Genomic DNA, 14,588 nt, shown 5'->3' with positions numbered 1-14,588 from the left:
GCGTCGCAAGCAAAAACTGGATGTAATCTTCATCGGTCACTTTCGCTGGATTCATTCCGTCCTTTTACTCCATCAGATCCAACTGCGTAACTCCTACAATAAATAGCGTAGCCACCATCGACCGAAAACCATGTGACCAAAGCCATTAATGGGAAGAAACGCCAGTGATGTTCAAGCAGAATACGCATACTCCAAGGCGCTGTCAGATAAGTACAGCCAGCCATAATGAAGCTAATAGGAATATCCCAGTCAGGCGCGGGCATGTAATATGAACCGACTATGAGCAACCCAATGCCAACTAAAAGTGTCGTGAGTTTCCACGGGCGGAGATATTCGGAAGCTGGGTAGATTGATGCAGCCATCATTCAGAAAATACCTAATCAGCAGCAGAAAAACCGCAGGCTTTAATAACCAATGTCAGCTTGATCCACTGGTTGTGCGGCACTTCGCACCGAGCAAGCAACGATGGGAATCCACCGTTCCGTTTTCACGGACTATCATAGGATGGATTAGGATGAAAGGCCATAATCCACCTTTTGAAAACCCACCAAAATTGACGGATTACGCTATCGCTAATCTGCCCTACGCTCTGGCCGTGTTAATATGTTTTTTAAGTGATCATAAATATATTCGCACTTCGGATTTAAATTTAAACGCCCCAATATTTCAGAAATATAGCGTGAAAAATAAATCCCATCTGATTGTCGAATAAATGCGGGTACTTCTGAGTTGCTTATTGGCGTGTTACGCAAATCTAAAATCAGCAAGTTTTTTAATTGATTAAAACTGTTTGGTAACGCTGCTATTGGATTATCTGATAAATCCAGCATTTCTAAATGTTCAAGCTGTGAAACTTCATAAGGCAGTGCTTGTAATTTATTTTTTGCTAAAGCTAATTTTGTTAAATTTTTTAGAAAACCTATTTCTTTTGGTAATGAGATAAGCTGATTATTTGATAAATCAATCTCTGGCAGCAAATGAAGCTGACCTATTTCTGCTGGCAAATTTTCTAATCGATTATTTGCTAAAGTAAGCTCTTTTAAAAGAGAAATATTTCCAATTTCAGAGGGTAATTTTCTTAGTTGATTTTTTGATAATCCAAGGGCATTCAAAGAATGAAGTAAACCAATTTCATTTGGTAATATTTCTAATTGATTACCTGACAAGTTTAGCTTTGTTAAAGAATTTAATTTTCCGATTTCCGGTGGTAATGCTTTTAGTCGATTGAAGTGTAAATAGAGTTCTTTCAGGGATTTGAGTTGTCCTATTTCGGCTGGTAATTCTTTTAATTGGTGGGTAGCGTGCAAATCGAGGGAGGTTAAGTGGGAGAGATTTCCAATTTCCGGTGGTAATGTTTCCAAGCATGTCAATCCTAAGCCTAATTTTTTTAGGAAACGCAGTTTTCCGATTTCAGGTGGTAGTGTTTCTATTGGGTTTTCCAGAAAATAAAACTCTATTAAGGCTTCTAGCTGTCCAATTTGTTTGGGCAAAGATTCTAGATAATTTCCAGACAAATCAAGCATAGTTAATGAGCGCAGTTGAAATAGCTCATCGGGTAATTTCACAAGTATATTCAGTGATAAATCTAACCGTGTTAATGCTTGAAGTTTTCCGATTTCGGGCGGGAGAAATGGGACATGGCTTTGAAATAAGTTAAGTGATGTTAATGACCGAAGTTGACCAATTTCTGCTGGTAATTTTACACCGTGATTATTGGACAAATTTAATTCTTTCAAAGAATGCAAGTGACCAATTTCAGTAGGTAATTCTTCTCGAATATTTTTTTCAGATAGATCAAGTTTTATAGCGTTTTCGCTGATTGCCCTTTGAATATCAGCTAGTATTTCATCGCGTGTCATCTTAGTACCTATTTATAAATGATTACGCTGGTTCCTAAGCTATCGCTAACCCGCTCTACGTGCTTATCGCATTGCGGCGCGCGCCGCTTCAGCTAAAAAGCCAGAGCGCGTTTCGCCGCGCGCTTTAGCGTAAGCGTCGATCTTCACCAACAGGCGGTGTGGCAGAGTGATATTGATTTTCTCGGAGCGTCCCTCAAAGCGGGACACATCCACTTCGACAACCGCCCACACGCCATCCACAAAATCCGAATGGATACGATGCTCGATAATCGGACGTGGCGTAGGAATATCCTGCCCGTCTTCAGTCAGGCCCTCCAGATGCAGATCAATGGCCTCGATTACAGAATCCAGGGCTTCATCGAAGGTGTCTCCTGCGGAGAAACAGCCGGGCAAATCAGGAACCGTGACGCCAAAGCGGACGCCATCATCGGAATGCAACACCACCGGAAAGCGCATGAAAACCTCCTATTTCCAGCCCGCCTGCTTGCGAATGCTGTTCAGCGTACCGGCGGGAATGTCGCTGTCAGGATGTTTGACTGTCACCAGACCTGGTTTGGTCGGATGCTTGAACTGGTGATGCGATCCTTTGACCCGCACCAGAAACCAGCCATCCGCTTCCAGCTGTTTGATGACTTGCTTGCTATCCAAGGTGGTTATTGTACCTATGAAAAAACAATTTCCTTATCGCCAACGCCTTGAATGATATAGATAAATCCCTATGGAACGGGCGTAATGTGAAGCTTGGATACAACGTCGGTGGCAAAGAGGGTTCTGGCTGAACCGGTATCCACCAGGACATTTGGCATGGTAACGAGAGCGCCTTGATAGGTTAGGGTAACGGATACTACGGAGATAGCGAGCTGAAGGTTTTGACAATAAATATCAGTTTCATTCTCTAGTCACGGAAGGTTGTGAAGCCACCGAAGTCGGAAAAAAAACAACCCTCCAAAACCGCCACAAAAAGGCGCATCCCGCTTGAGCGCCATATTAGGCATGTAGACCGGACTGGAATGGTTTGGCGATGATGAATTTGGCAAATGTCCTTACATCCATGATCTCCACAATTTCAAATCCAGAGTTTTCCAACAACTGCTTCCACTCGCTCGGTGTACGCTCACGCCCCGTTGTGCCAATCAACATTTGCATGTCGAAAGCGGCTATTGTTGGATTAATATGGATTTCCTCAGCAACGGCATCAGCAATAAGTACAGATGATTGGGTATTACCAATCACTGTTTTCAGGTTGCTTAATACGGCTGTGCATTCTTCATCACTTAAACAATGAAATATGGCAGCAAACACGAAGAGGGCATTATCTGAGGCGGCTGGCAGGGACTCAAACATATTGCCGCCCTGAAAATCAATGCGTGCAAGAATATCGGCGGCTATTTTACCCTGCCAATGGGTTTTGGCGGCTTCGATAATTTGTGGCCTGTCAAACACAATGGCTTTTAGGTTGGGGTGAGACTTAAGAATGGATAAGGCTTTGCTGCCTTTGGAACCGCCGACGTCAATAATATGGTCAAACTGACCCCAATTAAAATCTTCCAAAAATAAGTTACCAGTGAGGTTTTCTACCGTGTCCATTGCTTGAGAGAACAGTAAATCAAAGTTTTTGTGCTGATCCATATAGCCAAATACATCAACACCATACACTTTGGCGAATGGCACGCCGCCGTCACGGATACTTTCCTCCAAAGATTCCATCCACGGTTTAGTCATTTCCGGTGAGTTATGCATTAAGATCATGGCTCGCACGTTTTTGGGGTTATCTTGACGCAGAAACGCCGATGTTTTGGAGTTCTTGAACACACGCGGGGCAGTTTCATCGAAAATACCCATTGAACCTAACATCCTCATCAATCGGTAGAGATGATCTTCATGAAGCTGTAAAACCGTGGCGATTTCCTGTGTGCTTTTCTCGGTGTCACCAAGAACATCAGCCAATTCGAGTTTGGTTGCTACATACAATGCACGGGATTGCCAAAACAGCGAGCCAATTTGCATGAGTCTGAAGGGCGGTGGCGTTATCTGCGCAGGTATGTTTTGAAGTGCACTGGCAATGCTCATCAATTTATTGAAGAGCTTAACTCGAAATTTTTTTGTGGCTAGTTTTTTCATGTTAACCATCTTAGATGTATTTTTAACGCTATAACCTGAATAGTGGCCAATCAGTGATTACGCCTAACAAATGATCATACAGTTTCCGTATATTTACAGAAAAAACCAAACCAAATGAAATTAAGCTGATTTTTCTATCTTTTTTCCACTGTGTATCAACATAAACAAAAATAGCGGGTTCAAATTCCCCGCCCTTATCATCCCAACCCCGAAGAAATCCCTTTCCTCCGGGGCTAATTAACGAATTTACTTCTTCCTCACCGGCGGCAAATCAGTACAAACACCCTCAAACACCTCGGCCGCCATACCAATCGACTCGCACAACGTCGGGTGCGGGTGGATGGTCTTGCCGATATCCACCGGATCGCAGCCCATCTCCACTGCCAGACAGACCTCACCGATCAAATCCCCGGCGTGGGTGCCGACGATGCCGCCGCCGATCACCCGATGGGTCGCCTCGTCGAATAGCAGCTTGGTGAAGCCCTCATCCCGACCATTGGCAATAGCCCGGCCCGACGCCGCCCACGGGAACACCGCCTTACCGTACTTGATCCCTTCCGCCTTGCACTGATCCTCGGTCTTACCGGCCCAGGCCACTTCGGGATCGGTATAGGCGACCGAGGGAATCTGGCGAGCGTCGAAGAAAGACTTTTGTCCCGCCGCCACTTCCGCCGCAACGTGCGCCTCATGCACCGCCTTATGCGCCAGCATCGGCTGACCGATGATATCGCCGATGGCGAAGATATGCGCGACGTTGGTGCGCATCTGGTTGTCCACCGCAATGAAGCCCCGATCGGAAACCGTTACGCCCGCTTTCTCGGCATCGATCTTCTTGCCGTTGGGGCTGCGGCCCACCGCCACCAGCACCAGATCGTAAAGCTGCGGCTCGGCCGGGGCTTTCTCGCCCTCGAAACCGACTTTGATCCCTTCGGGCGTGGCTTCGGCGGACACGGTTTTGGTCTTCAGCATCACCTTGTCGAAGCGCGGCGCATTCACCTTCTCCCACACTTTCACCAAATCCTTATCCGCACCCAGCATCATCCCATCCAGCATTTCCACCACGTCAATCCGCGCGCCGAGCGTCGAATACACCGTCGCCATTTCCAGGCCGATGATGCCGCCGCCGACCACCAGCATCCGCTTCGGTACACTCGTCAGCAGCAGCGCACCGGTGGAATCGACCACGCGCGGGTCGTCCGGCATGAACGGCAGTTTCACCGCCTGCGAACCGGCGGCGATAATCGCCTTCTGAAAGCGCACCACTTTCTTCGCGCCGGTCTTGTCCTGGCCCGTGCCGTCGGTCAGTTCCACTTCCAGATGGTGGGGATCGAGGAAACGACCGACCCCACGCACCACCTCCACCTTGCGGGCTTTCGCCATCCCGGCCAGACCGCCGGTCAATTTCTTGACCACGCCATCCTTGAAGCCGCGCAACTTGTCGATGTTGACTTGCGGCGGACCGAACTCAATGCCGTGATGGGCCAGCGCCTTAGCCTCGTCCATCACCGCCGCCGTGTGCAACAGCGCCTTGGACGGAATGCAACCGACGTTCAGGCACACGCCGCCCAGGGTGGCGTAGCGCTCCACCAGCACGGTTTTCATGCCCAAATCGGCGGCACGGAACGCAGCCGAATAGCCGCCCGGCCCCGCGCCCAGCACCAGCATTTCACACTCGACATCGGCCTGGCCGCCGTAAGATGCCGCAGGGGACGCGGGCGCGGCCGCAGCCGCTGGAGCCGGCGCAGCGGGCGCAGCTTGTGGCATCGGTGGTGGCGCGGCGCCCGCCGGGGTTACGGTTTGCGCGACGCCGGTAGCGGCGTCGAGCAGCAAAATCAGCGCGCCCTCGGCCACTCGGTCGCCCACCTTGACCTTGACCTCCTTGACGGTGCCACCCTGCGGCGAGGGTACATCCATCGTCGCCTTGTCCGACTCCAGCGTGATCAGCGCCGCTTCCGGGTTGACCACATCGCCGGGCTTGACCAGCACTTCAATCACCGGCACATCCTTAAAATCGCCGATGTCGGGCACCTTGATTTCAATCGTTGCCATGATTCCTCACTCCTCTAGATCAGGATGCGCCGCATGTCGGCGAGCAGGTTGGCGAAATGGACGTTGAAGCGCGCCGCGCCCGCACCGTCGATCACCCGGTGATCCCAGGACAGCGACAGCGGCAGCATGAACCGCCAGGCCGATTCCTTGCCGTCCGGCGAGACCTGTTTCCAGTACGACCGACACACGCCCATGATCGCCACTTCCGGCGCATTGATGATCGGGGTGAAATAGGTGCCGCCGATGCCGCCCAGGCTGGAAATGGTGAAGGTGCCGCCCTGCATCTGATCCGGTTTCAGCTTGCCCTCGCGCGCCAGTTTGGCCAGTTCGCCCATTTCCCTGGCGATCTCCACCACGCCCTTCTGATCGGCGTTGCGGATCACCGGCACCACCAGCCCGTTCGGCGTGTCCGCCGCAAAACCGATGTGGTAATACTGCTTGAGGATCAGGTTTTCACCGTCGAGCGAGGCGTTGAATTCCGGGAACTTCTTCAGCGTCGCCACCGCCGCCTTGATCATGAACGACAACATGCTGACCTTGACGCCGCCCTTTTCGATCTCCTTGTTAAGCTGCACCCGGAAGGCTTCCAGATCGGTGATGTCGGCCTCGTCGTGGTTGGTGACATGCGGGATCATCACCCAGTTGCGATGCAGGTTCGCCGCCGAGATTTTCTTGATTCTGGGCAGCGGCTTGCTTTCCACCGGCCCGAACTTGCTGAAATCGATCTGCGGCCACGGCAACAGGTCGATGCCGCCCACGCCGCCGCCCGCTGCCGCGCCGGTGGTAGCCGCTGCCGCACCGCCGCCCTTGGTGAAGCCTTCCACGTCTTCCTTGACGATACGGCCGTTTTTGCCGCTGCCCTTGACCTTGCCGAGATCGACGCCCAGCTCCCGCGCCAGCTTGCGCACGCCCGGCCCGGCATAGGCCAGCTTGAAGGTGCCTTCATCGACGTTCGCGGCGGGCGCGGCGGCGCTCGGCCCGGTGGCCGGTTTGTCGCCCGCCGGGGCGCTGTCCGCTGCCTTCACCGCCGTTTCCGGCATCACCTTGGCATCGCCCGATAACAAGGTCAGGATCACCGCGCCTTCCGACACCTTATCGCCGACCTTGACCTTGATCTCCTGCACCACGCCATTGAGCGGCGAGGGTACGTCCATCGTCGCCTTGTCGGATTCCAGGGTCAGCAAGGCTTGTTCGGCTTTCACCGTATCGCCGGGCTTGACCAGCACGTCGATGACCGGCACGTCCTTGAAATCGCCGATGTCGGGCACCCGCACTTCCGCCACGCCGCCGCGCGAGTTGGTGGCGGCCGGGGGCGGCGGGGCCGGGGCCTGGGTTTGCGGGGCGGTGGCGGCGCCGTCGGCGCTTTCCAGCAACAGCACCAGCGCACCTTCGGAGACCTTGTCGCCGATGTGAATCTTGATCTCCTGCACCGTACCGGCGGCGGGCGAAGGCACGTCCATTGTCGCCTTGTCCGATTCCAGGGTGACCAGCGGTTGTTCGGCGGTCACCGTATCGCCGGGCTTGACCAGCACGTCAATGACCGGCACGTCTTTGAAGTCGCCGATGTCCGGGACTTTCACTTGAATGATCTGGCTCATGATAATTCCTCGCAGGCGTTGGGGTCGCTTCGTTCACACCGTCCAGGGATCGGGCCGCTCAGTGTCGAGACCGTATTGCTTGATCGCCGCCTCGACGTGTTCGGCCTTGATCTGACCCTCTTCGGCCAGCGCCTTGAGCGCGGCGACCGCGACGTAATACCGGTTCACCTCGAAGAACCGCCGCAGGTTGACCCGATAATCGCTGCGGCCGAAACCGTCCGTGCCCAGCGCGATGTAACGGCGGGGGATGTAAGCCCGCACCTGATCGGCGTAGGCGCGCATGTAATCGGTCGAAGCCACCACCGGCCCGTCGTGCCCTTCCAGACAGCTTTCGATGTAGCTCTTGCGCCGGGGCTGGGTCGGGTGCAGCAGGCTCCAGCGTTCGGCGCTCAAACCGTCGCGGCGCAGTTCGTTGAAGCTGGTCGCGCTCCAAATATCCGCCGTCACGCCGAAGTCATTTTTCAGCAGTTCCGCGCCCGCGATCACCTCGCGCAGGATGGTGCCGGAACCGAGTAACTGCACGCGCGGCCCCTTGGCTTCGCCGCCGTCGGTGAGCAGATACATGCCCTTGATGATGCCGTCCTCGGCCCCTTCCGGCAGCGCCGGATGCGGGTAGTTCTCATTCATCAGGGTCACGTAGTAATACACGTCTTCCTGGTCCTGCATCATCCGCCGCAGGCCGTCGCGGATGATCACCACCACCTCGTAAGCGAAGGTCGGGTCGTAGGACACGCAGTTGGGGATGGTCGAGGCCAGGATGTGGCTGTGGCCGTCCTCGTGCTGCAAGCCTTCGCCGTTCAGGGTGGTGCGCCCGGCGGTGCCGCCCAGCAAGAAGCCGCGCGCCCGCAGATCGCCCGCCGCCCAGGCCAGATCGCCAAAGCGCTGGAAGCCGAACATCGAGTAATAGATATAAAACGGGATCATCGGCAGATTGTTGCTGCTGTAGGAAGTCGCCGCCGCGATCCACGACGACATCGCGCCCGCCTCGTTGATGCCTTCCTGCAACACCTGACCGGATTTATCCTCGCGGTAATACATCAACTGGTCGGCGTCCTGCGGCTTGTAAAGCTGGCCGACGGCGGAGTAAATGCCGAGTTGGCGGAACAAGCCTTCCATGCCGAAGGTGCGCGATTCGTCGGGCACGATGGGCACGATGAACTTGCCGATGGTTTTATCGCGCAACAGGGTGCCGAGCATCTGGACAAAGGCCATCGTGGTGGAAATCTGGCGTTCGCCGGAGGCTTGCAGCAGCCGGTCGAAAGTTGTTATCGGCGGGATTTCCAGCGCGGTCGATTTGGGGCGGCGACTCGGCAGATAGCCGCCCAGCGCCTGGCGGCGTTCGTGCAGGTATTTCTTCTCCGGGCTGTCGTCCGCCAGAGTCAGGAACGGGATCTTGCCCAGATCGTCGTCGCTGACCGGAATCTGGAAGCGGTCGCGGAATTGGCGCAGCGCGTCGCCGGTCATCTTCTTGGCCTGGTGGGCGATCATCTGGCCTTCGCCGGATTCGCCCATGCCGTAACCCTTGACGGTCTTGGCCAGAATCAGGGTCGGCTGGCCTTTGTGCTTGGCGGCGGCCGCATAGGCGGCGTAGACCTTGGTGGAATCGTGGCCGCCCCGGCGCAGCGCCCAGATGTCGGCGTCGGTCATGTCGGCGACCAGTTCCCGCAGTTCGGGATACTTGCCGAAGAAATGCTCGCGGATGTAAGCGCCGTTCTTGGAACGGAAATCCTGATACTCGCCGTCCACGCATTCTTCCATGCGTTTGATCAGCAGGCCGGTCTTGTCCTTTTCCAGCAAGCGATCCCAACCCCGGCCCCACACCACTTTGATGACGTTCCAACCCGCGCCCCGGAACACCGATTCCAGTTCCTGGATAATCTTGCCGTTGCCGCGCACCGGGCCGTCCAGCCGTTGCAGGTTGCAGTTGATGACGAACACTAGGTTGTCGAGATGCTCGCGCCCGGCCATCGAGATCGCGCCCAGCGATTCCGGTTCGTCGGTTTCGCCGTCGCCGAGGAAGGCCCAGACTTTGCGGTTTTCGGTATTGGCCAGGCCGCGCCCGTGCAGGTATTTCAGGAAGCGGGCCTGATAAATCGCCATCAGCGGCCCCAGACCCATCGACACGGTGGGGAACTGCCAGAATTCGGGCATCAGCCAGGGATGGGGGTAGGACGATAAGCCATTGCCTTCGGTCTCCTGGCGAAATTTGAGCATTTGGCCTTCGGTCAGGCGGCCTTCGAGAAAGGCGCGGGCGTAGAAACCCGGCGCGGAATGGCCTTGAAAATAGATCAGATCGCCGCCGTGGTTTTCCGAGGCCGCGCGCCAGAAATGCTCGAAACCGATGTCGTACAGGAGCGCGGAAGATTGGAAGCTGGCGATGTGGCCGCCCAGTTCGGACGACTCTTTGTTGGCGCGCAAAATCAACGCCATCGCGTTCCAGCGGATGGCCGAGCGAATCTTGTGCTCGATGTCGCGGATACCCGGCGTGCGCTCTTCCTGATCGACCGGAATGGTGTTGCGGTAAGCAGTGGTCAGCGACGCGGGGATGTAGATGCCTTCGCGGCGGGCGGCCTGCACCAGTTGATCGACCAAAAAGTTGGCGCGTTCCGCACCCTGGTGTTGTTCCACGGCTTTCAGTGCATCGAGCCATTCCTGGGTTTCCAGGGGATCAAGATCACGATTGGGTTCCACGATGTGCCTCCTCAGGCTATGGGTGGTCGCGCGCGAAGTCGCGCTTAGGGATCACGTCGCCGTGCTCCGTACAATGATAGGTGATGATCGGTAGCCTTTCGCAGATGATATAGGGTCCAAGCTTCCACAAAATATAAAACTTTGTGCTTAAAAATATAAACACTGTTTCAAGAATTGATAGGCACAGCCCCTCACCAAAGGGTCATTGGCCAGGCTTGGCGCCAAGATTGGGCTATTCCCTGGTTTTCAGGATAGAGACGATATCAAGGCTGAAGATTTTGCGGGCCACGGTTAGGGCAGTCACCGCCACGGTAATCAGCACCACCAGGGTGGCGTAGCCAAAGGTAGCCGGCTCCAGATACAAAGGCAGCCGAAACATCTCGTTGGCGGTGCCTTCCGTCAATAGATACGCGAAGCCATAGCCCAAACCACACCCAACGGGAAGTGCGGCCAAAACCAATAATCCAAGCTCCCCCAACAGGATATACGCCACATCCAAGCGTGAGTAACCCAGCAGACGCAGGGAAGCGAGTTCGCGGGCGCGTTCGGCCAAGGATATCCGAGCGCTATTGTAAACTACTCCGAAGATGATGATGGCGGCGACCACGATATTAGCTAAGGTCATGCGCAGATTTTGCTCCATGATCCGCCGCATTCCGGTCAGCGAAGCCGCATGGGACACCAAGCCGGTGATAGCCGGCGTATTCTTCAGGCTCGCGTAGAGCGCATCCAACCGGGTCGTATCGAGGCTGACATGGGTGCCGGTCACCACATCGCCTTCCTTCATCAGGTGGTTCAAAAGAGTGCGGTCGATGAACACCATGAAAAACGTCAGGCCCACATAGGATTCAGAGATCGCGGTGACCGGTAGCTCATGCGTGGCGCGATTGATTTCCAAGAGTTCAAGGGTGACGCGCTCACCGCGTTTAACCCCAAGCCAGTCGGCCATCGCTTTGGAAAGGACGACCCCTTGTTCTGGAATAGCCATCGGTCGCAATTCGCTATCCAGGGGCCGAGACAACTCGCTCAGCCCATCACGGCCGATAATGGCCACCCGGCGGGCACGCGGCCCATAGTGGAGTTTGGCCGGCGTCACTCTGAAGGGTTCGACTTGCAGCACGCCAGGGTAATGGTTCATGTTGTAGACGGCTTTATAGGGCCGGGTTTGCGCGAAGGCGACGGTCAGGTTTTGGCGCTCGGCCCGAAAAAAATGGGTGTCGATCATGTGAACCGCCGAGTTGAGCACTCCCAGCGGAGCGACCAGGATCGCCATAGCGGCCGCAATCCCCAACACGGTCAATGTCGAGCGCAACGGCCAACGGACGATGTGGCGCACAATCATCCGCGTCGGCTGATCCAACCACAGACTCACCCCCAACCGCTCGATCAGAGTACGACGATAAACCGGGGGCGGCGGCGCCCGCATCGCCACGGCCGGCGGTAACCCCACCACCGCCCGCAAACTGCCCAGCGCTCCGATCAGCGCGGCGATGACCGGCACAGCGCTCGCCTGCAAAAACGTGCCAGCCGTCAGCGTGTATTCCAAAAAGGGAAAACGATAATGGGCGGCATACATCTCGGTGATGGCATGACCGGCGCGGGCGCCGACAAGCAATCCTCCCACCACACCAAACGCCACGATAGCCAATACAAACTTCAGGTAGTGCCAGGCGATGGCCGGATTGCCGTAGCCGAAAGCCTTCAACGTCCCGATCTGTTGGCGCTCGGTTTCGACGTGCCGCATCATCAGCATGTGCAGCAGAAACGCCACGACGCCGATAAAGACCGGTGCCGCAATGAAAATCGAGGCCCGCAATTGCCCGATTTCACCGGTCAGGGTGGCATGTGAGATGTGATCGCTGCGCCCGTAAGCCCCAATACCGCCGTAAGGATTGAGCAGCGCATCGACCCGGTTCAGCACCTCAATCTGATCAATCCCCGGGATCAGCGACAGCACGACATCGTTGAAGGCCCCTTCCAGATCGAACGCGGCGGCCAATGCCTTACGGTCCATCCACAAGACCCCGAACCGCTCGTCGTCCGGCACCATCGCACCAGGCACCCCGAAAAACACATATTCCGGTGACAGAGCGATGCCGACGACGGTCAGCCGGCGTTTTTGCCCCTTCAACGTAGCGGAGAAGGTACTACCGAGCGTGAGATCATGGGCGGCGGCGAACGCTTCACCGAGCACTGCCTCGTTGGTTGCCCCTGGCAGCACCGCGCGACCGCGCCGCAAGTGCAGTTGATTCAGCGCGCCTGACTCTGGCAAGGATGAGAGCAAGCCGTTGACCGGCTCGGACATCCCCGCGATGTCGATGACTACATTGTGGGTGATCCGGGTGCTGACCTGCTTGACGCCGGAAATAGCGGCCAGCTTGCCGGCCAGCGATGCCGGCGCGCGGCGCACCGAGGCGAACGCATCGGCAAATCGGTAGCGCTCGTAATAGGTCACCTGGGTCTGTTCCAGCGAGCCGATTGTCCCCAGTGACATCACAAAACCGGCTGTGCCGACCACCGTCACCAGCGCGATGGCCAGCGCTTGGCTCCACAGCCGCTGTAAATCGCGGGCGATCTTCTTATCGAGGGCGCGCATCGAGCAGGCGGCCGCTCACCAGGACAACTCGCCCGCAGGCCGGCGCTGAGCGTTCAGGCGAATGTCGGCGATGTGGCCGTTGGTGAACGAAATCACGCGGTCGCCCATCGCCGCGATGGACACATTGTGTGTAATAAGCACGGTGGTGGTTTTCAACGCGCTGCTAGCCGCCTCGATGGCCTGGAGCACCAGAATGCCGGTATTTGAATCCAAAGCGCCGGTCGGTTCGTCACAGAGCAGAATCGATGGACGCTTGGCGATAGCGCGAGCCACTGCGACCCGCTGCTGCTCACCACCGGACATCTCAGCCGGAAAATGATCAGCGCGCGCCGACAGACCAACCAGATCAAGTGCTGCCTCCGGCGTCAATGGCTCAGGGGCGATCTCGGTGGCCAGCAAGACATTTTCACGGGCGGTAAGGCTCGGAATCAGATTATAAAACTGAAAAACGAAACCGATTTCCTCCCGGCGGTAACGGGTGCGGGCGCGCTCACTGAACGCCGCCAAATCGGCCCCACGATAGAGAACCTGACCGGCGGTGGGGCTATCGAGGCCGCCCAGGATATTAAGAAAGGTCGATTTGCCGCTGCCCGAAGGCCCCAGCATCACCACAAATTCACCGGGCCACAGTTCCAGGTCGATTCCGCGCAGTGCGTGGACTTCACCGGCTTCGGTGCGGTAGGTTTTGGTCAACGCCCGCGCTACAAAGGTCGGTTGGGCCGCATTCGCCCCGCCGCCGGTCTTCTCAGCCATCGCCACGCACTCGCAAGATTTTAGTCGAGGCCATCAGAGTCAACGCGGCGCGACGATCAGCGCAATCCCAATCACAGTAGCCAAGCTGGCCATCACCACTGGCAGGGTAATTTTTTCCTTGAGCACCAACGCCGCCAACGGCAGGACAAACAGAGGCTCGGTGGCATTTAACGTGTTCGCAATGGCGACATCCAGGTGAGCGATAGATACCAATGACAACCAGAAACCGCCAAAGGTCACAACCACGACCGATAGCAGAAAAAAGCCGAAGAAGCCCGGCTGGCGCAGCGGACGCAACCGACCACGAAGCTGGCCAGTTAATTGGCCGAACAGAAAAATCCCGGCAGTGCCTGCCAGCATCCGCACAAAAGTCGCTTGCACACTGCCTGTACTCGCCAATGCCTCCTTGGCCAGAATGATCGACACCGCCATGGCAGCAACCGAGAGCAGGCCGTAAACGACGCCCATGATCCCGGTACGTCCGCCCTCCCCGTGCATTCTCAGCCACATCACCACGGTGACCCCGCCCAGGATCAGCCCGATGCCTGCCCAATCGAGCGGATGCGGTTGTTCGCCCAACCAGAGGACCGCCAAAATCACCGTCAGCACTTGGCCCAAGGTGAATAAGATCACCACTGCGTGAGCGCCCAAATGGTTCAGGGCCAGGAAAAACAGCGTATCTCCCACCGCGATTCCCAGCAGTCCGCTGAGGATCAGCAACCCCCAGACCTCGGCGCTCAGCGGATTGAAGCCGATGAGCAGCAGCGCGGCGCCCAGCAAGATAACGCTCGCGCTGCCCTTGGCGAAGGTTAAGGCGACTGGCGGCAGCTCGTCACCCAGCCGCCGAAACAGCACCGAGCCTAACGCCCACGAGGCCGCCGACCCCAGCGCGGCGGCTATGCCGATTAGCTGTGGGTCCAC

10 protein-coding genes are annotated in these 14,588 nt (G+C 56.2%); all 10 read right to left on the bottom strand.

Features of this window, described 5'->3' with window-relative positions; genetic code table 11:
* Nucleotides 1-572: 572 nt before the first annotated feature.
* A complete protein-coding gene (locus tag BN873_RS19690) occupies nucleotides 573-1,859 on the bottom strand; it encodes a leucine-rich repeat domain-containing protein (RefSeq protein WP_082161337.1) in 1,287 nt (428 codons plus the stop codon).
* Nucleotides 1,860-1,922: 63 nt separating this feature from the next.
* Nucleotides 1,923-2,315 carry a type II toxin-antitoxin system HicB family antitoxin gene (locus BN873_RS15400; RefSeq protein WP_048675702.1) on the bottom strand — a complete coding sequence of 131 codons (393 nt, stop codon included), beginning with the start codon at nucleotides 2,313-2,315 and terminating at the stop codon, nucleotides 1,923-1,925.
* A 9-nt stretch (nucleotides 2,316-2,324) separates the two neighbouring features.
* Nucleotides 2,325-2,507, bottom strand: coding sequence for a type II toxin-antitoxin system HicA family toxin (locus BN873_RS15395; protein ID WP_048675700.1), 183 nt, complete (start codon nucleotides 2,505-2,507; stop codon nucleotides 2,325-2,327).
* A 339-nt stretch (nucleotides 2,508-2,846) separates the two neighbouring features.
* On the bottom strand, nucleotides 2,847-3,980 hold the full coding sequence (locus tag BN873_RS15390; protein WP_048675697.1) for a methyltransferase: 1,134 nt from the start codon (nucleotides 3,978-3,980) through the stop codon (nucleotides 2,847-2,849).
* Nucleotides 3,981-4,226: 246 nt separating this feature from the next.
* Entirely contained in the window at nucleotides 4,227-6,029 is a 1,803-nt protein-coding gene (gene lpdA, locus BN873_RS15385; RefSeq protein WP_048675695.1) for a dihydrolipoyl dehydrogenase, read from the bottom strand.
* 14 nt (nucleotides 6,030-6,043) lie between these two features.
* The gene (aceF, locus tag BN873_RS15380) at nucleotides 6,044-7,627 is read right to left on the bottom strand and encodes a dihydrolipoyllysine-residue acetyltransferase (protein WP_048675690.1); all 1,584 of its coding nucleotides are present in this window, start codon (nucleotides 7,625-7,627) and stop codon (nucleotides 6,044-6,046) included.
* Between the two features lie 33 nt (nucleotides 7,628-7,660).
* On the bottom strand, nucleotides 7,661-10,318 hold the full coding sequence (aceE, locus tag BN873_RS15375) for a pyruvate dehydrogenase (acetyl-transferring), homodimeric type (RefSeq protein ID WP_048675687.1): 2,658 nt from the start codon (nucleotides 10,316-10,318) through the stop codon (nucleotides 7,661-7,663).
* Nucleotides 10,319-10,550: 232 nt separating this feature from the next.
* A complete protein-coding gene (locus BN873_RS15370) occupies nucleotides 10,551-12,914 on the bottom strand; it encodes an ABC transporter permease (protein ID WP_048675684.1) in 2,364 nt (787 codons plus the stop codon).
* A 15-nt stretch (nucleotides 12,915-12,929) separates the two neighbouring features.
* A complete protein-coding gene (locus BN873_RS15365) occupies nucleotides 12,930-13,667 on the bottom strand; it encodes an ABC transporter ATP-binding protein (protein ID WP_048675681.1) in 738 nt (245 codons plus the stop codon).
* A 39-nt stretch (nucleotides 13,668-13,706) separates the two neighbouring features.
* Nucleotides 13,707-14,588 carry a DMT family transporter gene (locus BN873_RS15360; protein WP_048675678.1) on the bottom strand — a complete coding sequence of 294 codons (882 nt, stop codon included), beginning with the start codon at nucleotides 14,586-14,588 and terminating at the stop codon, nucleotides 13,707-13,709.

The sequence above is a fragment of the Candidatus Competibacter denitrificans Run_A_D11 genome (assembly GCF_001051235.1).
In the GTDB taxonomy this organism is placed as follows: Bacteria; Pseudomonadota; Gammaproteobacteria; order Competibacterales; family Competibacteraceae; genus Competibacter_A; species Competibacter_A denitrificans.
This window is presented reverse-complemented; position numbering and strand designations above follow the sequence as displayed.